We start from the raw sequence: 22,930 nt of genomic DNA on the forward strand, positions 1-22,930 counted from the left end.
GCGAGCGACGATCAAGGGCCGCAGCCACAATGGGTGTGTCATGATCGCGCAACTTCTGTTTCCGCCCGTATCCGCGTCGCAGAACGTGTCGATCTGCCACTTTGGGATGTCGCGGCTGTGTGCCAGATTTGCGGTCAGATCGGGAAACTACCGATAGGCAAAACCCGCCAACCGCCCCTGCTGCCACATTCCCAGATAGCGGGCAGAAGGCACATCTACATATTCGCTCTGAACCTGCCGCATACCGGGCAGGGGGGGGGGGGGGTATCGAAATCCGCGCCGATGCAGAGCACGGCCAGCGCAACTTCTGGCAGGGCAAACATAATAATCGCGATCAGCGCAGTGATGCGGGAAAATCCGTATCACATGGCAATGTCTGCCAGTGGGCAGATCGCGGACGCAATGATCCCCGAAGGGAAAAATCACGCAGCAGATTTACGTAGCATGGGAAGTTTTGGCTCCGGCGGTAGGGATCGAACCTACGACCAATTGATTAACAGTCAACTGCTCTACCGCTGAGCTACGCCGGAACACGAGGCGGATATAGCAACGTGTTCCGGGGGCGTCCAGAGCCTTTTCCGATTTTTTGTTATGAAATCGAAAAAAAGCTGTCGGCGGTCAAATTTCCTTGGAAATCAACGGCACCCAGTTGAGACAGTGCGATCAGGTGGGACAGGATGTTGCGCTGCGCCGCCGGGTAAAGCGGTTCGGGCACATCATAGAGCCGGCGCGCCAGTCCCGTCGCCGTATCGGGTGCCTGACGCAGGGCGGTGATGATCTGGGCTGTACGGTCGCGGCGGTGGCGGGCCAGTTCGTCGATGCGGGCAAGGGGGGCGTTGATCGGCACGCCGTGGGTCGGCAACAGGCGGGTGGGGGATAGGTGCTTCAGGCGGTCCAGCGACCGGAAGTAGTCGATCAGATCACCGTCCGGGGGCGAGATCAGGGTCGATGACCAACCCATCACAAGGTCTCCGCAAAAGATCGTGTCGCCCCATGCAAGACACAGGTGCCCCGCGGCGTGGCCGGGCGTATGCAGGGCGCGCAGGCTCCAATCCGGGGTGGTGATCTGTTGGTCGTCCTGCAGGCAGATGTCGGGGGTGAAATCCATATCCAGCCCCTCGCCGCCATGGATCAGCCCCGATGCGGCCAGGCGGGTGTTGATGACGGACCGGCCGTGGGTCGCGGTTCCGAAGGCCAGAACCGGCGCACCGGTCATCCGCGACAGACGGGCCGCGCCCTGGCTGTGGTCCAGATGGGCATGGGTCACGAAGATATGGCTGATGCGCCCGCGACCCTGCGCCACGATCGCCTGCAGATGCGCATCGTCATCGGGACCGGGGTCGATCACGGCGACATGATCCTCTCCGATCAGGAATGTCGTTGTGCCGGGCCCCGTCAGGGGAGAGGGATTGGGCGCAATGATGCGCAGCGGCTCTTTCATGGGGGCGTGCATGGCGATAGCTTTGCAGGGGAAGGAAAGGGTGTCCATGTCAAACCATACCCAGCAGGGGCCCATCGCCAGAACGCTGTTGCCGCGCGGGCTTTATGCGCGGGCGGCGCTGATCCTGTTTCTGCCGGTGGTGGCGGTGACGCTGGTGGTGGGCGTCATGTTCCTGCAACGCCATTTCGACGGTGTGACGCGGCAGATGACCTCCAGCATGGCGCATGAACTGGATTTCGTCGCCCGCCGGATCGAACTGGCCGGCGACGTGACCGATGCCCGCGCCCAGGCCGAGGCCATTGCCCGGCCCCTGAGCCTTGATTTCCGGCTGCCGGTCGATCCGGCGCCGGAGGACCGACGGGCGTGGTATGATTTTTCCGGGCGCATCGTGACCGAGGTCCTGCGCGAAACGGTGCCGCGGGTGGTCTCTATCGACCTGGCATCGAACGAAAAGCGGGTGGATGTGGCGCTGATGGGGCCGTTCGGACCCTATGGCCTCAGTTTCGAACGGCGCAGGGTCAGTGCGTCGAACCCGCATCAGCTTCTGGTCCTGATGGTCTTCACCTCGCTGCTTATGAGCGGGATCGCCACGGTCTTTCTGCGCAACCAGCTGCGCCCCATCCGCCGCCTGGCCTTCGCCGCCGAGGAATACGGCAAGGGCCGCATGGTGCCCTATCGCCCGTCGGGCGCGGTCGAAGTGCGCAGCGCGGGCACCGCCTTTCTGGACATGCGCAACCGGCTGGAACGGCAGAACGAACAGCGCAAGCTGATGATGTCGGGGATCAGCCACGATCTGCGCACGCCCCTGACCCGGTTGCGGCTTGGGCTGTCGATGATCTCGCCCGAGATGCCGCCCGACGCCGAGGATGTCACCGCGATGGAGGCCGACATCACCGAGATGAACCGCATGGTCAACGGTTTTCTGGACTATGCCCGCGATGAAGCGCAGGACCGCCCCGCCGAAACGCTGGCCGCGGGTGCCTTTCTGGAAACCATCGTCGCGGATGCGCAGCGCGCGGGGCAGGCGGTGCGAATGACAGGGTTCGGCGGCGATCCGCAGGGTCTGGCCACCTTCCGCCCCGACATGCTGCGCCGCGCGTTGGAAAACCTGATCGGCAATGCGGTGCGATATGGATCGCGGGCCGAACTGGACGCGGCGCTTGGACCCCGCAGCCTGCGCATCGGCATCGAGGATGACGGCCCCGGCATTCCCGAAGACAGTCTCGAGGCTGCGATGCGGCCTTTTACGCGGCTTGATCCGGCGCGCAAACGCAACAGCGCGCAGGGGGCGGGGCTGGGACTGGCCATCGTCAATGACGTGGTCCGCGCGCATGGCGGACAGTTGCGCCTTGGGCGTGGCGACAGGCTGGGCGGGCTGCGTGCCGAGATCGTGATCCCGCGCTGAGCCCTGCGCGGGCTATGGTTGCCTGCTGCACCCATACTTGAAAATAGGTTGTATTCTTCGGGTCATATTGAACGACGGGGGTGCTGGCCCTAGATTGACCCGATGCAGGGGCCGTGCGTCGCCATGACGGGGCCACGGCTTCGGGCAGAAAGGACAAGACATGACGGAATTCGCCAAAACTACCTACCCGGTGCTGCCCTTGCGGGATATCGTCGTATTCCCGCATATGATCGTGCCGCTGTTCGTCGGTCGTGAAAAATCGGTGCGCGCGCTGGAAGCCGTGATGGAATCGGACAGCCCGATCCTGCTGGCCGCCCAGATCGACGCCTCGGTCGATGAGCCGACCGAAGAGGGTATCTATCGCACTGGCGTGCTGGCCAACGTGCTGCAGCTGCTGAAACTGCCCGACGGCACCGTCAAGGTCCTGGTCGAGGGACGCGAGCGTGTGCAGATCACCGAATTCGTTCCCAATGACGATCACTTCCAGGCAGCTGCCGATCAGCTGACCGAGGTTGACGGCGACGCCGACACCGTGACTGCGCTGGTGCGCACTGTCGCCGAGGAATTCGAGCGTTACGTCAAGGTGCGCAAGAACATCCCCGAAGAGGTCGTGACCGCCGTGTCCGAGGCCGAAGAGCCCGGCAAGCTGGCCGATCTGGTCGCGGGTCACATGGGGATCGAACTGGACCGCAAGCAGGACCTGCTGGACACGCTGGACGTTTCCGAGCGGCTGGAGAAGGTCTATGGCCACATGCAGGGCGAGATGTCGGTTCTGCAGGTCGAAAAGAAGATCAAGTCGCGCGTCAAGACCCAGATGGAGAAGACGCAGCGCGAGTATTATCTGAATGAGCAGATGAAGGCCATTCAGAAGGAGCTTGGCGACGGTGAGGACGGCCAGAACGAATTGGCCGAACTGGAAGAAAAGATCGCCAAGACCAAATTCAGCAAGGAAGCCCGCGAAAAGGCCAATTCCGAGCTGAAGAAGCTGAAATCGATGTCGCCGATGTCGGCGGAAGCGACCGTCAGTCGCAACTATCTCGACTGGCTTCTGGCGCTGCCATGGGGCGTCAAATCGCGCACCCGCAAGGATCTGGGCCGTGCCGAGGGCATTCTGGACGCCGATCACTTCGGTCTGGAAAAGGTCAAGGAACGCATCGTCGAATATCTGGCCGTGCAGGCCCGCAGCCAGAAGCTGAAGGGCCCGATCCTGACGCTGGTCGGTCCTCCGGGCGTGGGCAAGACCTCGCTTGGTCGGTCAATCGCCAAGGCGACGGGGCGTGAATTCATCCGCATCAGCCTCGGTGGCGTGCGTGACGAATCCGAGATCCGCGGTCACCGCCGGACCTATATCGGATCGATGCCGGGCAAGATCATACAAGCCCTGAAAAAGGCCAAGACGACGAACCCGCTGATCCTGCTGGATGAGATCGACAAGATGGGTCAGGACTTCCGCGGCGATCCTGCCTCGGCGATGCTCGAGGTGCTGGACCCCGAACAGAACTCGACCTTCGTGGATCACTATCTTGAGGTTGAATACGATCTGTCGAACGTCATGTTCGTGACCACGGCTAACAGCTATAACATGCCGGGCCCGCTGCTGGACCGGATGGAGATCATCAGCCTGTCGGGCTATACCGAGGATGAAAAGCGCGAGATCGCCAAGGGTCACCTGCTGTCCAAGCAGATCACGGCCAATGGCCTGCACAAGGGTGAGTTCAGCGTCACCGACGATGCGCTGACCCACATGATCCGGTATTACACTCGCGAAGCCGGTGTCCGTTCGCTGGAACGCGAAATCGCCAAGTTGGCCCGCAAGGCCGTGACCGAGATCATGAAGACCAAGGTCAAATCGATCGAAGTCACGCCTGAAAAGGTCGAGGAATATCTGGGCGTCCGTCGCCACCGCTATGGTCTGGCCGAAAAAGAGGATCAGGTCGGCGTCGTCACCGGCCTTGCCTGGACCTCGGTCGGGGGTGATCTGCTGCAGATCGAGGCGCTTCGCCTGCCCGGCAAGGGCCGGATGAAGACCACCGGCAAGCTGGGCGACGTGATGAAGGAATTGATCGACGCGGCCTCCAGCTTCGTGCGCTCGGTCTCGCCGGAAATCGGCGTCAAGCCGCCGGAATTCGACAAGCGTGACATTCACGTCCATGTTCCAGAAGGCGCGACGCCCAAGGATGGTCCCTCGGCCGGTATTGCCATGGTGACTTCGGTCGTGTCGGTGATGACCGGCATTCCGGTTCGCAAGGACGTCGCCATGACCGGCGAAGTCACTCTGCGCGGCAATGTGTTGGCCATCGGTGGGCTGAAGGAAAAGCTGCTGGCGGCCCTTCGCGGTGGCATCACCACGGTGATGATCCCGCAGGACAATGAAAAGGATCTGATCGAGATCCCGGACAACGTCAAAGAGGGACTGACCATCATTCCGGTCAGCAATGTTCGCGAAGTCCTGCGCCACGCCTTGGTGCGCCAGCCTGTCCCCGTCGAATGGGATGAGGCTGCCGAAGAAGCCGCCGAAGCAGCCCGCCTTGATGCGCGCCGCGCGGATGGCAACAAGGGCAGCGCAGTCGCCCATTGATCGGGCCTGAGAACCGAAAATCAGCCGGGGGCGTTCTGCGTCCCCGGTTTTTTCATGTCTCGAAACTGTTGACGCAACGTCACAGCACGTTAGGCTGAAGTTCAATTTTCCGGTTGGGGGGCCAGAGATGCCAGAGACCTCTGTTGAACAGCCAAGCGAGCGTCCTGAAATCATCCTGCAGGATCCGCATGTTGCCGCCGTCGTGCAGAAGCGCGACTTCATCGACCGCGTGATTGCCGCCAGCGGTGCCCGAAAGGCAGATGCACGACCCGTGATCGAAGCGACGCTGGCCGAACTGGGACGCGTGTTGTCCGATGGCCATACGTTGGCCGTGCCGCCTTTGGGGCGGGCAAGGATCAGCTGTGAAAAGGACCCGCGCGGGGGCGACGTCATCACCCTGCGCCTGCGCCGCCGACCTGCCAAACCCAGCTGACCGGAGGCTGCTCGCAGAAATGCGCCAAGACCTCTTGCAAGCTGCCAAGACTGGCGCTAGAAGCCAGCGCGACGGGTGATTAGCTCAGCGGTAGAGCGCTTCGTTCACATCGAAGATGTCAGGGGTTCAAATCCCTTATCACCCACCATTTCCCTTCCTGCGGATCTGAATGCGGCGCCAGCGTCGCCATATCCGCATCGCTTGCCACGCAAGACCGGCACCAGCAGATCAAGAGGTCCCGATGGAAACCCCGAATACCTCCGGCCATTCCGACGTGCGCCGCGCTGCCCGCCTGTCGGTCGCCCCGATGATGGATTGGACCGACCGCAATTGCCGGCGTTTCCACCGCATGATGTCCCGCAACGCGCTGCTTTATACCGAGATGGTCACGGCCCCCGCGGTCATTCACGGCGAACGTGCCCGCCTGCTGGATTACGACGCTTGCGAACATCCCGTGGCTTTGCAGCTGGGCGGATCGGACCCGCAGGAACTGCGGCAGGCGACCCGCATCGCCGAGGACTGGGGCTATGACGAGGTCAATCTGAACGTCGGCTGTCCGAGTGATCGCGTGCAATCGGGGGCCTTCGGGGCCGTGCTGATGAAATCGCCCGATCTGGTGGCCGAATGCGTGCAGGCGATGCAGGCCGAAACCGCCGTCGAGGTCACCGTGAAATGCCGCATCGGCGTTGACGAACAGGTCCCCGCCGAGATTTTGCCCGATTTTCTGGACAAGATGCAGCAGGCCGGCATTCGCCGCATCACGATCCATGCCCGCAAGGCCTGGCTGCAGGGCCTCAGCCCGCGCGAAAACCGGCAGATCCCGCCGCTGGACTATCCGCTGGTTCGGGCAATGAAGGCGCAGTTTCCCGAGCTGCATCTGTCGATCAACGGCGGCATTGCCGATCTGGAGACGGTGCGCGATCAGCTGACGGTCATGGATGGGGTGATGGTCGGACGCGCCGCCTATCACGAACCCTGGAAGATCCTTGGGCAGGCCGATGCGTTGTGGGACCAGCAGCCACCCTTCGCCTCACCGCTGGATGTCGCCGCGATGATGCGCCCGATCATCGTCGATCACATCGCCCAAGGCGGCAGGCTGCATCAGTTCACCCGGCACATGCTGGGTCTGTTCCACGGCATGCCCGGTGCGCGGGCGTGGAAGCGGACCCTGTCGGAAGGTGCATCCAAGGGCGGCATCGAGGTCTATGACGCCGCCGTCCAGCAGGTGGCCGAACCGGCCTAGCGCGCGGCCTTTTCAGCGGCCTTGGCCTTGTTCCACAACTGATCCATCTCGGACAGGTCGCTGTCTTCGGGGCGGCGACCGTCGGCGGCAAGATCGGCCTCGATGCTGGCGAAACGGCGGGTGAACTTGGTGTTGGCGCGCCGCAACGCCAGTTCGGGGTCGATCTTCAGATGGCGGGCCAGATTGGCCATCACGAACATCAGATCGCCGAACTCCTCCTCCAGCGCGTCCTGACCCAAGGTGTCTCGGGCTTCGACCAGTTCGGCGGTTTCCTCGGTAATCTTGTCCAGAACGCCCTCGACACCCGGCCAGTCGAAACCGACCCGTGCCGCGCGGTTCTGCAGCTTGACCGCCCGCGTCAACGCAGGCAGCCCAAGTGCAACGCCGTCCAGCGTGCCGCGTTCGGCCTTGCCTGCGCGTTCGACGGCCTTGATCGCTTCCCAATCCTTGACCTGCTGTTCGGCGGATTTGTCGCGGCTTTCGTCGCCGAAGACATGCGGGTGGCGGAAGATCAGCTTGTCGCTGATGGCGGCGGCGCAATCGGCGAAATCGAACATTCTGGCCTCGGACGCCATCTGCGCGTGGAAGACCACCTGCAGCAGCAGATCACCCAGTTCGCCGGGCAGTTCGTCCCATGCCTGACGCTGGATCGCGTCCTCGACCTCATGCGCCTCTTCAATGGTATAGGGGGCGATCGAGGCGAAATCCTGTTCGATGTCCCAGGGGCAGCCGGTCTTAGGATCGCGCAGGGCGGCCATGATGTCCAGCAGGCGCTGGATTTCCGCCGCGGGATCGCGCGAGGCTTCGGCTTGGGTCGGGATCTGGTCGGCCATTGCAATTCCCCTTGGGACACGGAAGATGCCCCATCGACTGCCACAGCCAAAGGCCCAAGTCCACATGCCCGTCCTGAACCGCATCGCCGATTACTCCGACCAGATGACCGCATGGCGCCGCCATCTGCACCAGCTCCCCGAACTGGGGTTCGATTGTCACCAGACCGCCGCCTTCGTGGCCGAACGGCTGGCCGAATTCGGCGTCGATGAAATCCATCATGGCATCGGACGGACCGGCATCGTGGCGATCATCAACGGTCAGGGTGACGGCCCGACCATCGGGTTGCGCGCCGATATGGACGCCCTGCCGATGGATGAGGTGACGGGCGCGGAATGGGCCTCGACGGTGCCGGGACGGATGCACGCCTGCGGGCATGACGGCCACACGACCATGCTGCTGGGGGCTGCGAAATACCTGGCCGAGACCCGCAATTTCGCAGGCCGCGTCGCCCTGATCTTCCAGCCCGCCGAAGAGGGCGGCGGCGGCGCCGAGGTCATGGTTCAGGAAGGCATCATGCAGCGCTTCGACATTTCCAGTGTCTATGCCATGCATAACAATCCCGGCCAGCCCCTGGGCAGCTTCTGGACCACGCCCGGTCCGATCATGGCCGCCGTCAACACCTTCGAGATCCACGTGCAGGGGCGCGGCGGGCACGGGGCCATGCCGCATCTGACGACCGATCCCATCGTCGCGGCCGTCGGCATCGTCAGCGCGATCCAGACGATCAGCAGCCGCAATCACAACACTGCCGATGATCTGGCGATCTCGGTCACGCAAATTCACACCGGCAGCGCGGACAATATCGTCCCCGATACCGCCTATATCTGCGGCACGGTCCGCACTTTCGCGCCCCATGTGCGGCAAATGGTCCGCGAGCGTATGGCGCAGATCTGCGAGGGGCAGGGGGCAAGCTATGACGTCAAGGTCGCGCTGGATTACCAGCAGGGCTATCCGGCGACGGTGAACGATGCCGCCCGGACCGCATTCGCCGTCGAGACCGCCCGCGACATCGCTGGCGATGCCAATGTCGCGGGTGACAAGGGCCGCGAGATGGGCGCCGAGGATTTCAGCTATATGCTGCAGGCGCGGCCCGGCTGCTATCTGTTCCTGGGTCAGGGCGACGGACCGGGCCTGCATAATCCGGGCTATGACTTCAACGACGAGATCGCGCCCGTCGGGGCCAGTTTCCTTGCACGGCTGGTCGAACGGGCCCAACCCGTCGCCCGCTAGGTCGCGTTCACGCAGCCGTTTGCCCCGCACGCCCCTGCGGGGGCGGCGCTTTCTTGCCAAGCGCTGGTCGCGCCGCTAGGTTGCGCGCCAATCAAGCCAAGGTTTGCGGGCAACTCCGCAGCCGAATTCAGTTGAAAGGACCATGAATGTTCGTGACCCCAGCTTATGCCCAGGCCGCCGGTGGCGCAGGTGGTGGTGCAGCCTTTGCACAGTTCATCCCGCTGATCCTGATCTTCCTGATCATGTATTTCCTGATGATCCGCCCCCAGCAGAAGCGTGCCAAGCAGCACCGTGAACTGGTTGCGAACGTCAAGAAGGGCGACACGATCATCACGCAGGGCGGCATTCTGGCCCGGGTCGCCACGGTCCGCGACGACGAACTGGACGTCGAGATCGCCCAGGGCGTGAAAATCCGCGTCGTGCGCAGCACCATCGCGCAGGTCGTCAGCAAGACCGAACCTGTCGCCGCCAACAACTGAAAGGCGTAAGCCAAAATGCTGCAGATTGACCGCTGGAAGCGCGTCCTGATCATCGGGATCTGCCTTCTCGGGCTGCTATTCGCGTTGCCCAATGCCTTCTACAAGCGGGTCGAGGCGCATAACGACGCCGTGGCCCAGATCGAGGCCACCGGCGTCGAGACGCCCGAACTGATCGCGGCCCGCGATGCGTGGCCGTCCTGGCTGCCCAGTAATCTGGTCAATCTGGGCCTCGACCTGCGCGGAGGCGCCCACCTTCTGGGCGAAGTGCAGGTCGAGCAGGTTTACAAAAGCCGCATGGATGCCATGTGGCCGGAACTGCGCCGCGCGATGGCCGCCGAACGGGAAACCATCGGTGCCATCCGCCGCGTCCAGTCCCCTGACGGCCAGCTGGCCGTCGAGATCGGGAACCCCGATCAGATGGCCCGCGCCGTGGAAATCGCGCGCGGCTTCTCCGATCCGGTCACGACCCTAACCGGCGCGGGTCAGCAATCGCTGGCCATCGCCACCCAAGGCCCCAAGCTGACCATCCAGCTGTCGGATGCCGAAAAGGCCGTCACCGACGACCGCACCATCCAGCAGTCGCTGGAGATCGTGCGTCGCCGCGTCGATGAGGTCGGCACCCGCGAACCCACCATCATGCGCCAGGGCGAGGATCGTATCCTGATCCAGGTCCCGGGCATCGGCTCGGCCGCAGAGCTGAAAGAGTTGATCGGCACCACCGCGCAGCTGACCTTCAACCCGGTCGTCGGCACCACCGGCGACGGCGAAAGCAATCCGGGTATCGGCCAATTCGTCGCGCCCTCGGTCGATCAGGAGGGTGTGTTCTATATTCTGGAAGACACCCCCGTCGTCACCGGCGAGGATCTGGTCGATGCGATGACCGCCAGCGATGAAAACGGTCTGCCCTCGGTCAACTTCCGCTTCAACCCGTCGGGCGCGCGCGCCTTCGGGGCCTTCACCTCGGCCAATATCGGCCAGCCTTTCGCGATCGTTCTGGACAATGAAGTCATCTCGGCCCCGGTCATCCGCTCGGCGATCACGACGGGGTCCGGCCAGATCTCCGGCTCGATGGGCTTTGACGAGGCGAACCGCCTGTCGGTCCTGCTGCGCGCGGGTGCCTTGCCCGCCGAAATGACCTTCCTCGAGGAACGGACCGTCGGTCCCGAACTGGGGCAGGACAGCATCGACGCAGGCAAGATCGCCGCAGGCGTGGGCTTTGCCGCCGTCATCGCGCTGATGGTGCTGTCCTATGGCCGCTTCGGCGTCTTTGCGACCGTGGCCCTTGGATGCAACATGCTGCTGCTGTTCGCGGTCCTGTCGATCATCGGCGCGACCCTGACCCTGCCGGGCATCGCGGGGATCGTCCTGACCATCGGCATGGCGGTCGACGCCAACGTGCTGGTCTTCGAACGCATCCGCGAAGAGCTGAAGACCGCCCGCGGTCCCGCCCGCGCCATCGAGACCGGTTATGAAAAGGCCATGTCGGCGATCGTGGACGCCAACATCACGACGCTGATCGTGGCGGCCATCCTCTTCGTGCTGGGATCGGGTCCGGTCAAGGGCTTTGCCGTGACGCTGACCATCGGCATCGTCACCTCGGTCTTCACTGCACTCTTCGTGACCCGCCTGATTACCGTCATGTGGTTCGAGCGTGCGCGCCCCAAGCAGATCGAGGTGTGATATGGCCTTTCGTTTGAAACTTGTCCCCGACAACACCAAGATCGACTTCTTCCGCCTGCAGAAGGCCACCTTCGGGTTGTCCGCCCTGCTGATGGTGCTGTCGGTGGTGGTGCTGCTGGTGAACGGCCTGAACTTCGGCATCGACTTCCGCGGCGGCACGACGATCCGCACGGAATCCGAACAGGCCGTGGATATCGCCGCCTATCGCGATGCCCTGCAGCCGCTTGATCTGGGCGATGTCGCCATCACCCAAGTCTACGACCCCAGCTTCCGCGAGGATCAGCACGTCGCCATGGTCCGCATCAGCGCCCAGGACGGCGTCGAGGCGGTCACCCCCGAACTGATCACCGCCGTCGAAGGCGCGCTGCAGGGCGTCGATCCTTCGGTGACCTTCCCGTCGGTCGAATCCGTCGGGCCCAAGGTCTCGGGCGAATTGATCAAGACGGCGATCTATTCGGTGCTGGCGGCGCTAGCGGCGATCTCGGTCTATATCTGGCTGCGGTTCGAATGGCAGTTCGCGGTGGGGGCGATCGTGTCGCTGTTCCACGACGTGCTGCTGACCATGGGGCTGTTCGCGGCCTTCCAGATCCGCTTCGACCTGACTACCATCGCGGCGCTGCTGACCATCGTGGGCTATTCGATCAACGACACGGTCGTCGTCTTCGACCGCCTTCGCGAAAACCTGATGAAGTTCAAGCAGACGCCCCTGCGCGACCTGATGAACCTGTCCGTGAACGAGACCCTGTCGCGGACCATCATGACGTCGGGCACCACACTGGTCGCGCTGATCGCGCTGCTGGTTCTGGGTGGCGACGTGATCCGGGGCTTTGTCTTCGCGATCACCTTCGGTATCTTCGTCGGCACGTATTCGTCGATCTATGTCGCGAAGAACTTTGTTCTGTGGCTGGGCGTGCGGCGTGACTGGGGCAAACCCGACCCCAATGATCCCAACGCCAAACCGCGCAAACCCGTGTCGCCCTTCGAAGGCGCCGAGGAGGGCTGATGATCCTGAACCCCACCGATTTCGACGGCGCACATGCCGTGGACAGCTATGGCCCGGGGTTCTTCCGGGTCGCGGGCAAGGTGCATCAGGGGGCCATCATCGTTCAAAGCGACGGTGTGACCCCTTGGGGCGGGTTGTCCGACCTGCAGACGCTGTCGGATTTGGCGGGGCGGATCGACGTCCTGTTTCTGGGCATGGGCGACCAGATCGCCTATGCCCCCCGCGACATCGTCGCGGCAATGGAAGCCGCCGACATCCGGGTCGAGGCGATGAATTCGTCCACCGCCGCGCGGACCTATAACGTGACCCTCTCCGAGGGTCGCCGCGTCGCCTGCGCGCTTCTGCCCCTGTGAGCTTGCTGACGGTCCACGATCTGTCCGTCGCCCGCGGTGGATTGCGGGCCGTCGAGGGCGTCAGCTTTGACCTGCACCCCGGACAGGCGCTGATCCTGCGCGGTCCGAACGGCATCGGGAAAACCACGCTGTTGCGGACCATCGCAGGGCTTCAGGCCCCCGTGGCCGGAACCATCGACATGGCTGATGACGCGGTCGCCTATGCCGCCCATTCCGACGGGTTGAAATCATCCCTGACCGCGCGGGAAAACCTGACCTTCTGGGCACAGGTTTTCGGCGGTGGCGGCATCGATGCCGCGCTGAGCGCGATGGAACTGGCCGCGCTGGCGGATCGTCCGGCGGGCGCGCTGTCGGCGGGGCAAAAGCGTCGCCTTGGCCTTTCGCGTCTGATCGTCAGCGGCCGTCCGATTTGGGTGCTGGATGAACCCACCGTTTCACTGGATACGGCCTCGGTGGCGCGCTTTGCCGATGTGATCGGTGCGCATCTGGGGCAGGGCGGCGCGGCGCTGATGGCCACCCATATCGACCTTGGCCTGCCGCAGGCGCAGATGCTGGACCTGACGCCCTTTCGCGCCCGACCCGGTCCCACCGCCCGCCCGCATGGCTTTAACGAGGCCTTCGCATGATCGCCCTGCTGCTGCGCGACCTGCGTCTGGCGACCCGCGCGGGTGGCGGCTTCGGGCTAGGCGTGGCCTTTTTCCTGATCCTGTCGGCATTGGTTCCCTTCGGCATCGGGCCGGACCGCGGGGCGCTGGCCACCGTGGCGCCGGGCATCCTGTGGGTGGGCGCGCTGTTGTCCTGCCTGCTGTCGCTGGACCGCATCTTTGCACTGGACCACGAAGACGGCAGCCTCGATCTGCTGGCCACCGCCCCCATGCCGCTGGAGGGCACTGTCGCCGTCAAGGCGCTGGCCCATTGGATCACGACAGGCCTGCCACTGATCCTGGCGGCCCCGGTTTTCGGCATCCTGCTACAACTGCCCATCCGCGCCATGCCGATGCTGATCCTGTCGCTGCTGATCGGCACGCCGGCGCTGTCGATGCTGGGGGCCTTCGGCGCGGCGGTCACGGTCGGCCTGCGGCGCGGCGGGCTGCTGCTGTCGCTGCTGGTACTGCCGCTGTACATCCCCACCCTGATCTTCGGGGCCGAGATCACCCGTCGTGGGACCGAAGGTCAGGCCGCGACTACGCCGTTGGTGTTTCTGGGCGGTGTGACGCTGCTGGTGCTGGCCCTGATGCCCTTTGCCGCCGCCGCCGCCCTGCGGGTCAATCTGCGGTGAACCCGTCCCCAAGGGCTTGAGAAGCCCGCCACAGGACAGATAAGGAAGAACCATGTCGCTCTGGGAATATGCAAATCCGGCCAAGTTCATGCGCACCACCGACAGGGCTCTGCCCTGGCTGGTCGTCAGCGCCGCGATCTGCGTGACGGGTGGCCTTGTCTGGGGCTTTCTGACGCCCGACGACTACCGCCAGGGATCGACTGTCAAGATCGTCTTTCTGCATGTGCCCGCAGCGCTGATGGCGATCAACATCTGGGTGATGATGCTGGTCGCCTCGCTGATCTGGATCATCCGCCGCCATCACGTCAGTGCGCTGGCTGCCAAGGCCGCCGCCCCCATCGGTGCGGTGATGACGCTGATCGCGTTGATCACCGGCGCGATCTGGGGGCAGCCGATGTGGGGGACGTGGTGGGAATGGGACCCGCGGCTGACATCCTTCCTGATCCTGTTCCTGTTCTATGTCGGCTATATCGCGCTCTGGTCCGCGATCGAGGATCCCGACAGCGCCGCCGATCTGACCGGTGTCGTCTGCCTTGTGGGGTCGGTCTTTGCGTTGCTTTCACGCTATGCCGTGCTGTTCTGGAACCAGGGGCTGCATCAGGGCGCGTCGCTGTCGGTCCAGTCGGGTGAACGCATGTCCGCGACCTATCGCCACCCGCTGTACCTGTCGATGATCGGCTTTGCGCTGCTGTTTCTGGCGCTTGTCGTGATCCGCACCCGTACCGAAATCCGCAAGCGGCGTCTGGCCGCATTGCAAGCGCAAGAGGCCCGCGCATGATCGATCTTGGACGTTATGCCGGAACGGTTCTGGCCGCATATGGCGTGTCGCTGCTGCTGCTGATCGGCCTGATCTGGCTCAGCATCGCCGCCAACGCCCGTGCCCGTCGCAACTTGGAAAGACATAAGACCGATGCCTAAAATCTCGCCGCTGATGATGCTGCCCCCGGCGATCTTCGTGGCCTTGGCCGCGACGTTTCTGTGGGGCATGAGCCGTGAAGACCCCGGCAATCTGCCCTCGACCATGGTCGGGCGGCAGGCACCGGCCATTCCGCAGACCACGCTGCCGGGCAAAGACCAGCTGACCGATGCGATGCTGCGCGAACCGGGCGTCAAGCTGGTGAACTTCTGGGCCAGCTGGTGCCCGCCCTGCCGCGCCGAGCACCCGACGCTGACCGAACTTTCGGCCCGCCTGCCTGTCTATGGTGTCGATCTGAAGGACCCCGAAGGCGCGGCCCTGTCCTTTCTGAACGACGACGGCGATCCCTTCGCGGCCATCGCCACCGATCCGCGCGGGCGCACTGCCATCGATTGGGGCGTCACCGCGCCGCCCGAGACCTTCATCATCGATGGCCAGGGCAACGTCCTCTACCGCCATGCCGGCCCCCTGATCCGCGAGGATTACACCAACCGTTTTCTGCCCCAGCTTGAAAAGGCGCTGGCCGCACAAGACTAGGTTGCGCCCTTGCGTCAACTTGATCAGACTGCCCCGATCAAGCCGACACCAAGGGAGAATGGCGATGACGCGAACAGGTCTGGCCCTTGCACTGCTGCTGGGCAGTGCATCACTGGCGGGCGCCCAGCAGGCAACCGATGCGATTTCCCCCGAAGGGGCCTCGGCGCCCGAAATCACCACCGATGGCTTTGGTGATCTGGACCAGCCAGCGCGCGACGGGTTGACCGCCAAGGCCGAGGGTCGTCCGGTCACCGCCGAAAACTGGATGGTCACCGCCGCCCACCCGCTGGCCGTGCAGGCCGGTGCCCGCATCCTCGAGGCAGGCGGCAGCGCCGCGGATGCCATGGTCGCGGTGCAGACCGTCTTGGGCCTGGTCGAACCGCAAAGCTCGGGTCTGGGCGGCGGTGCGTTCCTGGTCTGGTACGACGCGGAAACCGGCAAGGTCACGACGCTGGACGGCCGCGAAACCGCCCCGATGGAGGTCACGCCGACCCTGTTCCAGAACGAAGACGGCGAACCGCTGGAGTTCATGGAAGCGGTCGTCGGCGGTCGTTCGGTCGGGACGCCGGGCACGCCGCGGCTGCTGGAAACGGCGCACCGCAAATGGGGCAAGTCCAACTGGGCCGATCTGTTCGATGATGCGATCGGACTGGCCGATGACGGCTTCACGGTCTCACCCCGACTGGCAGGTCTGGTCGCCGAGGAAGGCGATGCCCTGTCGCGCTATCCCGACACCGCTGCCTATTTCTTCCCCGATGGCCAGCCTGTGGCACAGGGCAGCACGTTGCAGAACCCGGCCTATGCCGAAACGCTGCGCGCCATGGCCCGCGATGGCGCCGATGCCTTTTACGAAGGCGCCGTGGCCGAACAGATCACCGCAGCCGTGCGCGGTGCTGTCGACAATCCTGGCTACCTGTCGGCCACCGATCTGGCGCGCTACCGCGTGATCGAGCGTCCCGCCGTCTGTGCCGAATACCGCGACCATGATGTCTGCGGGATGGGGCCGCCGTCGTCGGGCGGGCTGACACTCGGCCAGATCCTCGGCATGCTGGACAATCACGACCTCTCGGCTGGCCCCGAGGATGCCGACACCTGGCGCCTGATCGGCGATGCCTCGCGCCTGGCCTTTGCAGATCGCGGGCGCTACATGGCCGACAGCGATTTCGTTCCCATGCCGACCGAGGGGCTGATCGACCCTGCCTATCTGGCCAAACGCGCCGAACTGCTGGCAGGCGACGACAGCCTGCCCGAGGTGACGCCCGGCAGCCCCGGCTGGTCGCACGCGATGCTGTGGGGTCAGGACAGCGCGCTGGAGTTGCCTTCGACCACGCATATCTCGATCGTCGATGCCGATGGCAACGCGCTGTCGATGACCACCACCATCGAGAACGGCTTCGGATCGCGCCTGATGGCGGGCGGTTTCCTGCTGAACAACGAATTGACCGATTTCAGCTTCGAGACCCATGACGATGCCGGCTATCCCATCGCCAATGCCATCGCGCCGGGCAAGCGACCACGGTCGTCGATGGCCCCGACGATCGTGCTGAAGGATGACGCCCCGGTCATGGTGATCGGATCGCCGGGCGGCAGCCGCATCATCGGCTATGTCGCCAAGGCCATCATCGCCCATCTGGACTGGGGCATGGACATCCAGCAGGCTGTCGCCACGCCAAATATCCTGAACCGTTTCGGGACCATGGACATAGAGGCGGGCCTGCCGGCTGCCTTGACAGAAGGGCTGACCGCCATGGGGTTCGAACTATCCGAACGTGATCTGACATCCGGCCTGCAAGGCGTCGTTCTGTCGCCCGAAGGTCTTCAGGGCGGCGTTGACCCACGTCGCGAAGGCGTCGCCATCGGCGGTTAGGCCCCCCATGGGTATCTGATGCAACTGAGAGGTCCATTGCTTCTCTGTTGTCCAGATACCCGAAAGACCACCGCACAACAAAAAGCCCCCGACCAATGGCCGGGGGCTTTTCCGTTCGTCAGAGCCGGTCGATTACGAGGCAGCCAGGTTGCGCAGCACGTAGTGCAGCACGCCACCGTTCTTCAGGTAATCGATCTCGACTTCGGTATCGACGCGTGCTTTCAGCTGGATCGTCTTCTCGGTGCCGTCTTTGTATTTGATGGTGCAGGGCACCATCGACAGCGGCTTGAATTCGCCGGACAGGCCATCGATGGTGATGGTCTCATCGCCGGTCAGGTTCAGCGATTTGCGCGATGCGCCTTCGGTGAACTCGAACGGAATGACGCCCATGCCGACCAGGTTCGAACGGTGGATGCGTTCGAAGCTCTCGGCGATGACCGCCTTGACGCCCAGCAGGTTGGTGCCCTTGGCCGCCCAGTCACGTGACGAACCTGCACCGTATTCGATGCCGCCGATGACGACCAGGGGCGTGCCCTGTTCGACATAGGACATGGCGGCGTCATAGATCGCCGCTTCCTGACCGTTGGCATCCTTCGAGAAGCCGCCCTCGACGCCGTCCAGCATCTCGTTCTTGATGCGGATGTTGGCAAAGGTGCCGCGCATCATGATCTCGTGGTTGCCGCGACGCGAGCCGTAGCTGTTGAAGTCCTTGGGAGCGACCTGACGCTCGGTCAGGTACTTGCCTGCGGGGGTCGTGGGCTTGAACGAACCGGCCGGGCTGATGTGGTCGGTGGTGATCATGTCGCCCAGCAGCGCCAGGATGCGGGCACCTTTCACGTCGCTGATCGTGCCGGGTTCCTTGGACATGCCTTGGAAGTACGGCGGGTTCTGGATGTAGGTCGAGCTTGCCGGCCAGTCATAGGTTTCGCTGTCGGTGATCTCGACGCCCTGCCAGCGCTCGTCGCCCTTGAAGACGTCTGCGTATTTGGCCTGGAACATCTCGCGCGTGACGACGCTGTCGACCAGATCGGACACTTCCTTCGAGGTCGGCCAGACGTCTTTCAGGAACACGTCCTGACCGTCCTTGCCCTTGCCCAGAGGCTCGGTCGTCAGGTCGATGTTCATGTCGCCTGCCAGCGCGTAAGCGACGACCAACGGGGGCGATGCCAGATAGTTGGCGCGGACATCGGGGCTGATACGGCCTTCGAAGTTGCGGTTGCCCGACAGGACCGAGACGGCGACCAGATCGTTGTCATTCACCGACTTCGAAATCTCGGGCTGCAGCGGACCCGAGTTGCCGATGCAGGTGGTGCAGCCATAGCCGACCAGATCGAAGCCAATGGCGTCCAGATCTTCCTGCAGACCAGCCGATTCCAGATATTCCGAAACCACCTGCGAACCGGGCGCAAGCGAGGTCTTGACCCAAGGCTTGCGGGTCAGGCCCAACTCGCGCGCCTTGCGGGCGACCAGACCGGCGGCCATCATCACATAGGGGTTCGAGGTGTTGGTGCAGGACGTGATCGAGGCGATGACGATCGAGCCGTCGCGCAGGGTGTAATCCTCACCCTCGACGCTGCCGGTCTTCAGGTGGCCATGGCTGTCGCCGGGGATGTCGCCATCCGAAGGCTGGCCGCCCTCTTCGGCCCAATCGCCCTTTTCTTCGGCCGGAACCGAAGGAGCTTTGCGCAGGCCTTTGATGTAATCGCTGAATGCGGTCTTGGATTCGGTCAGCGCGACGTGATCCTGCGGACGCTTGGGGCCCGAGATCGCCGGAACGACGGTCAACTGGTCCAGCGACAGGGTCGAGGAATAGACCGGCGCGTAATCGGCGGTGCGCCAGAAGCCGTTTTCCTTGGCATAGGCCTCGACCAGCGCGATCCGGTCCTCTTCGCGGCCGGTCTGGCGCAGATAACGCAGGGTCTCGTCGTCGATCGGGAAGAAGCCGCAGGTGGCGCCGTATTCGGGGGCCATGTTGGCGATGGTCGCACGGTCGGCCAGCGGCATATTGTCCAGGCCGTCACCATAGAATTCGACGAATTTGCCGACAACGCCATGGGCGCGCAGCATTTGCACAACTTTCAGCACCAGGTCGGTGGCGGTCACGCCTTCGGCCAATGCGCCGGTGACTTCAAAGCCCACGACCTCGGGGATCAGCATCGAGATCGGCTGGCCCAGCATGGCGGCTTCGGCTTCGATCCCGCCGACACCCCAGCCTAGAACGGCAAGGCCGTTGACCATGGTGGTGTGGCTGTCGGTGCCGACCAGCGTGTCGGGATAGGCAACTTCGTTGCCGTTCTGGTCGTTGTCGGTCCAGACGGTCTGGGCCAGATATTCCAGGTTCACCTGGTGGCAGATGCCGGTTCCGGGGGGAACCACGCGGAAGTTGTTGAAGGCTTTCTGGCCCCATTTCAGGAACGTATAACGCTCCATGTTGCGCTCGTATTCCAGCTCGACGTTGCGCTGGAAGGCGCGGGGGGTGCCGAATTCGTCGATCATGACGCTGTGGTCGATGACCAGATCGACGGGGTTCAGCGGGTTGATCTTTTGTGCGTCGCCGCCCAGGGCCTTGATGCCGTCGCGCATGGCGGCCAGATCGACCACGGCGGGAACGCCGGTGAAGTCCTGCATCAGCACGCGGGCGGGGCGATAGGCGATTTCACGGGGGTTCTTGCCGCCAAGGGTCGCCCATTCGGCAAAGGCCTTGATGTCCTCGACCGAGACGGTGTGGCCGCCGTCTTCGAAGCGCAGCATGTTTTCCAGCACGACCTTCAGGGCGGCCGGCAGTTTCGAGAAGTCTCCAAGTCCGGCTTCGGTGGCGGCGGCGATCGAGTAATAGTCGACCTTGCTGTCGCCGACCGCAAGCGTGCGGCGGGTCTTGGCGGTATCGGTTCCGGTGGTGATCGGCATCAAAGCCTCCCTGTCTGGAAGAATGGATGGGTCGGGCATGCGTGCCACTGCTTTGCCCCATCACGGGACGTATCGCAAGACTGGCGTCGCAACATTGTATGCAATCGCATACCATACCGCCCGCTGTTGCTCAAGGGGCACGGCATCGAAAGCTGACGGCTGCTGACGAAGCCTTGATTTGGCCTTTGCGCGGGATGGTCGCTATCACTGTCACCAAGATGAAGATCGAGGATCTGCAGATGTTGTCTGTGTCGGGCTGGTGCCGGACCCCAAACCGTCATGTCATGGCGGGTGCCGTCGTGGCTGCCCTTTTGTCGGGGGGCGGTGCTGTCGTTGCGCAGCCGATCATTCTTGCGCCCGACGATCCGGGTCGCATGGTGCCGTCGCTGTCCGAGGCGCTTGAAAACGGCGGCTTCAGCAATTTTTCGGCCTCGGACACGGCGGTGCCGACGGCGGATCTGCCGGACGCGACGCAGCCGGTGGTGGTCGAGCTGTTCACGTCGCAGGGGTGTTCGTCCTGCCCGCCTGCGGATGCGATGCTGTCGCGGCTGGCGCAGCAGCCCGATGTGCTGCCGCTGTCCTATCATGTCGATTACTGGGATTATCTTGGTTGGGCCGACAGTTTCGCCAAGCCCGAATTCACCGAACGGCAGGAAGCCTATGCAAGGGCCGCGGGCGAACGATCGGTCTATACCCCGCAGATGATCGTGGGGGGCAGCGAAACCGCCGTGGCACCGGGGCCGACACAGCTGATGGGGCTGATCGACAGCCGCCGCTTTGCCGCCACCACCGTCAGCGTCATGCGCAAGCCCAACGACAAGGGCGAAATGATCGAGCTGTCGCCCCTGTCCGAACTGGGCGGCCAGATCGACATCACGCTGGTGCGCTATGCCCCCGAACGCCGGGTCGATCTGACCGAGGGAGAAAACCGGGGCCGCAGCATGATCTATACCAATGTCGTTCTGGGCACGCAGCAGCTGACCACGTGGGACGGCACCACGATCCTGCGGCTGAACGTGCATCCCGAACATTTCAGCGACGAACGCTTCGGTCCCGACACCCGCCACGTGGTGCTGGTCCAGCAGATGATGGGCAAGCGCCGCCTGCCGGGCGAAATCCTGACGGCGATCCCGCTGGACTGACCCGCCAATGCCCTTGCGGCGAGGCGCGGGTCGGGCGACAAGATCGCCAGATGGAACGGGTCACTCAGCCGATGGCCAATGTAACAAGCGGATAGCCCGATGACGAACAACAAACCCTGGATCAAACCCGTGCTGGAATTTGGTCCCCTGATCCTCTTCTTCGGGGTCTTCATGCTGTATCGGGGCCGCGAGGTGACGCTGTGGGGCGAAACCTACAGCGGTTTCATCGTGGCCACGCTGGCCTTCATTCCTGCGATGATCCTGTCAACGCTGATCCAGTGGCGCATCACGGGCAAGCTGGCACCGATGCAGGTGGCCACGCTGGTGCTGGTCATCGTCTTCGGCGGCATGTCGGTCTGGCTGAACGACCCGGCCTTCTTCAAGTTCAAGCCGACGCTGATCTATCTGCTGTTCGCGGCGATCCTTGGCACCGGCCTGATCCTGCGCCGCAACTGGCTGGGCGCGGTCATGTCCGAGGCTCTGCCCATGGATGAGGCAGGCTGGCGCAAGCTGACCTTCCGCATGGCGCTGTTCTTCCTGGCGCTGGCCGTCGCCAACGAGCTGATCTGGCGCAACATGTCCGAGACCACCTGGGTCTATTTCAAGACCTTCGGGTTGCCGGTCCTGATCTTCGTCTTCCTGCTGGGGAACGCGGGGCTTTACCGCGCCCATGCGCTGCCCGAAAAGGACAGCTAGGCCCGCATCGCGCCCAAAGCTGCCGGGGGTGCCAGCAGGCGCGACCAGCGTGGATGCGGGCGCGTCGGCAGGTTGTGGCGCAGCAGGCCAAGGGGCAGGGCCCAAGGGTGGCACAGCGCCGCGCGATAGAAATCGAACAACCCGCCGCGCAGATAGGGCGTCCAATGCGACAATCGGCGGGCGCCGCGTTCGGTCGGAAAGCCCAAGCCGTCCAGCGCATCCAGCGTCGCCTCGGCGTCGATCTGCAGGTCGACCCAATTGGGGCGCTGCGTTTCCAGCCCGAAGCCAAGCGCACGTCGCTTGCCGCGCGACAACAGCTGCTCCAGCGCGAAATCGAACAGGTCGTTTTCACGGGCGGTAACGTTGATGATCTCGGCGTGGCGACCGGCGGGGCGGGCCAGTGCAGTGGCGGCGGTGTCGCGGAATTCGGCGGCGTTCAGCAGGATGACGCGTCCGATGCTGCCCGCATCCGCCGCCTGCACGGCTTGCAGCGCCACCCGCCCGCCAAGCGAATGCCCGATCAGCCCCACGGGCCGCCCCGACACCCGCGCCAGCCGCGATACGACATCCGCCAGCGCCTGCCCCGTCCGGCCCGCTTGATCATAGGCGGCGCGCAAACGGCCGCGGGCATGCCAGCCGAACCCGATGGCCAGCCCGTGATCGGCAGGACCGTCAAGACCAAGGGCACAGGGCCAGGATGTCGTATGGCGCAGCGGGACCGGCGATAGGATATGGCGATGCGGATCATGGGCGGGATTGGTCGGCGAATAGCGATAGCCGTGCAGCATGATCACGATCGGCGCCCCCTTGGGCAGGGCGCGGGCCGCCTGCAACAGGCCCGCGGTCATTCCGTCTTCGGCATTCAGCTGCATCACCGCCATCCCGACCTCCGATGCTGTCCCGTCAC

The 22,930-nt window shown here is 64.0% G+C and carries 21 protein-coding genes and 2 tRNA genes; 18 read left to right on the plus strand and 5 right to left on the minus strand.

From position 1 onward, the window contains the following. Positions 1 to 455: 455 nt before the first annotated feature. Both SJY40_RS02920 and SJY40_RS02925 read right to left on the minus strand, forming a co-directional pair. A tRNA-Asn gene (locus tag SJY40_RS02920) sits at positions 456 to 530 on the minus strand. A gap of 59 nt (positions 531 to 589) precedes the next feature. Then, positions 590 to 1,441: an MBL fold metallo-hydrolase gene (locus SJY40_RS02925; RefSeq protein WP_378942530.1), complete on the minus strand. Its 852-nt coding sequence runs from the start codon at positions 1,439 to 1,441 to the stop codon at positions 590 to 592. 46 nt (positions 1,442 to 1,487) lie between these two features. On the opposite strand from SJY40_RS02925, the gene SJY40_RS02930 reads away from it, so the two are divergent. The 5 genes from SJY40_RS02930 (at position 1,488) to dusA (ending at position 7,100) form a co-directional block, all read left to right on the plus strand. Beyond that, positions 1,488 to 2,846 (plus strand): ATP-binding protein, encoded by a 1,359-nt coding sequence (locus SJY40_RS02930; protein WP_378942533.1) that lies wholly within the window; start codon positions 1,488 to 1,490, stop codon positions 2,844 to 2,846. A gap of 160 nt (positions 2,847 to 3,006) precedes the next feature. Then, a complete protein-coding gene (gene lon / locus SJY40_RS02935) occupies positions 3,007 to 5,424 on the plus strand; it encodes an endopeptidase La (protein WP_378942536.1) in 2,418 nt (805 codons plus the stop codon). A 127-nt stretch (positions 5,425 to 5,551) separates the two neighbouring features. Then, positions 5,552 to 5,857 (plus strand): DNA-binding protein, encoded by a 306-nt coding sequence (locus SJY40_RS02940; RefSeq protein ID WP_378942538.1) that lies wholly within the window; start codon positions 5,552 to 5,554, stop codon positions 5,855 to 5,857. 73 nt (positions 5,858 to 5,930) lie between these two features. Continuing rightward, positions 5,931 to 6,005, plus strand: a tRNA-Val gene (locus SJY40_RS02945). Positions 6,006 to 6,098: 93 nt separating this feature from the next. Continuing rightward, positions 6,099 to 7,100, plus strand: coding sequence for a tRNA dihydrouridine(20/20a) synthase DusA (gene dusA, locus SJY40_RS02950; protein WP_378942541.1), 1,002 nt, complete (start codon positions 6,099 to 6,101; stop codon positions 7,098 to 7,100). On the opposite strand, the gene mazG is transcribed toward dusA, so the two are convergent. Beyond that, entirely contained in the window at positions 7,097 to 7,933 is an 837-nt protein-coding gene (mazG, locus tag SJY40_RS02955; protein ID WP_378942543.1) for a nucleoside triphosphate pyrophosphohydrolase, read from the minus strand. The two genes, dusA and mazG, sit on opposite strands and share 4 nt — an antisense overlap. Before the next feature lie 64 nt (positions 7,934 to 7,997). On the opposite strand from mazG, the gene SJY40_RS02960 reads away from it, so the two are divergent. From SJY40_RS02960 to ggt, 11 genes are all read left to right on the plus strand, one after another. Then, positions 7,998 to 9,164, plus strand: coding sequence for a M20 aminoacylase family protein (locus SJY40_RS02960; protein ID WP_378942545.1), 1,167 nt, complete (start codon positions 7,998 to 8,000; stop codon positions 9,162 to 9,164). A gap of 146 nt (positions 9,165 to 9,310) precedes the next feature. Further along, positions 9,311 to 9,643: a preprotein translocase subunit YajC gene (gene yajC / locus SJY40_RS02965; RefSeq protein WP_378942548.1), complete on the plus strand. Its 333-nt coding sequence runs from the start codon at positions 9,311 to 9,313 to the stop codon at positions 9,641 to 9,643. A gap of 15 nt (positions 9,644 to 9,658) precedes the next feature. After that, the gene (secD, locus tag SJY40_RS02970; protein WP_378942550.1) at positions 9,659 to 11,323 is read left to right on the plus strand and encodes a protein translocase subunit SecD; all 1,665 of its coding nucleotides are present in this window, start codon (positions 9,659 to 9,661) and stop codon (positions 11,321 to 11,323) included. Position 11,324: 1 nt separating this feature from the next. Next, entirely contained in the window at positions 11,325 to 12,326 is a 1,002-nt protein-coding gene (gene secF / locus SJY40_RS02975) for a protein translocase subunit SecF (protein WP_378942552.1), read from the plus strand. Further along, positions 12,326 to 12,679, plus strand: coding sequence for an Mth938-like domain-containing protein (locus SJY40_RS02980; RefSeq protein WP_378942555.1), 354 nt, complete (start codon positions 12,326 to 12,328; stop codon positions 12,677 to 12,679). The genes secF and SJY40_RS02980 overlap by 1 nt, the downstream gene beginning before the upstream one ends. Beyond that, on the plus strand, positions 12,676 to 13,305 hold the full coding sequence (gene ccmA / locus SJY40_RS02985; RefSeq protein ID WP_378942557.1) for a heme ABC exporter ATP-binding protein CcmA: 630 nt from the start codon (positions 12,676 to 12,678) through the stop codon (positions 13,303 to 13,305). The genes SJY40_RS02980 and ccmA overlap by 4 nt, the downstream gene beginning before the upstream one ends. Continuing rightward, positions 13,302 to 13,958, plus strand: coding sequence for a heme exporter protein CcmB (gene ccmB, locus SJY40_RS02990; protein WP_378942559.1), 657 nt, complete (start codon positions 13,302 to 13,304; stop codon positions 13,956 to 13,958). Before ccmA ends, ccmB begins: the two co-directional genes overlap by 4 nt. A gap of 52 nt (positions 13,959 to 14,010) precedes the next feature. Further along, entirely contained in the window at positions 14,011 to 14,736 is a 726-nt protein-coding gene (locus SJY40_RS02995) for a heme ABC transporter permease (RefSeq protein ID WP_378942562.1), read from the plus strand. After that, positions 14,733 to 14,876, plus strand: coding sequence for a heme exporter protein CcmD (ccmD, locus tag SJY40_RS03000; protein WP_378942564.1), 144 nt, complete (start codon positions 14,733 to 14,735; stop codon positions 14,874 to 14,876). Before SJY40_RS02995 ends, ccmD begins: the two co-directional genes overlap by 4 nt. Positions 14,877 to 14,889: 13 nt before the next feature. After that, entirely contained in the window at positions 14,890 to 15,411 is a 522-nt protein-coding gene (locus tag SJY40_RS03005; protein WP_378942567.1) for a DsbE family thiol:disulfide interchange protein, read from the plus strand. 58 nt (positions 15,412 to 15,469) lie between these two features. Continuing rightward, positions 15,470 to 17,278 carry a gamma-glutamyltransferase gene (gene ggt / locus SJY40_RS03010; RefSeq protein WP_378942569.1) on the plus strand — a complete coding sequence of 603 codons (1,809 nt, stop codon included), beginning with the start codon at positions 15,470 to 15,472 and terminating at the stop codon, positions 17,276 to 17,278. 132 nt (positions 17,279 to 17,410) lie between these two features. Here ggt and acnA read toward each other — a convergent pair whose 3' ends face one another. Further along, complete coding sequence (acnA, locus tag SJY40_RS03015) at positions 17,411 to 20,185, minus strand: aconitate hydratase AcnA (protein WP_378942572.1); 2,775 nt, start codon at positions 20,183 to 20,185, stop codon at positions 17,411 to 17,413. A 194-nt stretch (positions 20,186 to 20,379) separates the two neighbouring features. Between acnA and SJY40_RS03020 the strand changes: the two genes are divergently transcribed. Further along, the gene (locus SJY40_RS03020; protein ID WP_378942575.1) at positions 20,380 to 21,327 is read left to right on the plus strand and encodes a DUF1223 domain-containing protein; all 948 of its coding nucleotides are present in this window, start codon (positions 20,380 to 20,382) and stop codon (positions 21,325 to 21,327) included. 99 nt (positions 21,328 to 21,426) lie between these two features. Beyond that, on the plus strand, positions 21,427 to 22,023 hold the full coding sequence (locus SJY40_RS03025) for an inner membrane-spanning protein YciB (RefSeq protein WP_378942577.1): 597 nt from the start codon (positions 21,427 to 21,429) through the stop codon (positions 22,021 to 22,023). On the opposite strand, the gene SJY40_RS03030 is transcribed toward SJY40_RS03025, so the two are convergent. Then, positions 22,020 to 22,895: a hypothetical protein gene (locus tag SJY40_RS03030; protein ID WP_378942580.1), complete on the minus strand. Its 876-nt coding sequence runs from the start codon at positions 22,893 to 22,895 to the stop codon at positions 22,020 to 22,022. The genes SJY40_RS03025 and SJY40_RS03030 overlap by 4 nt on opposite strands. Positions 22,896 to 22,930 lie beyond the last annotated feature (35 nt).

It is taken from the genome of Paracoccus sp. R86501, assembly GCF_042466435.1.
In the GTDB taxonomy this organism is placed as follows: Bacteria; Pseudomonadota; Alphaproteobacteria; order Rhodobacterales; family Rhodobacteraceae; genus Paracoccus.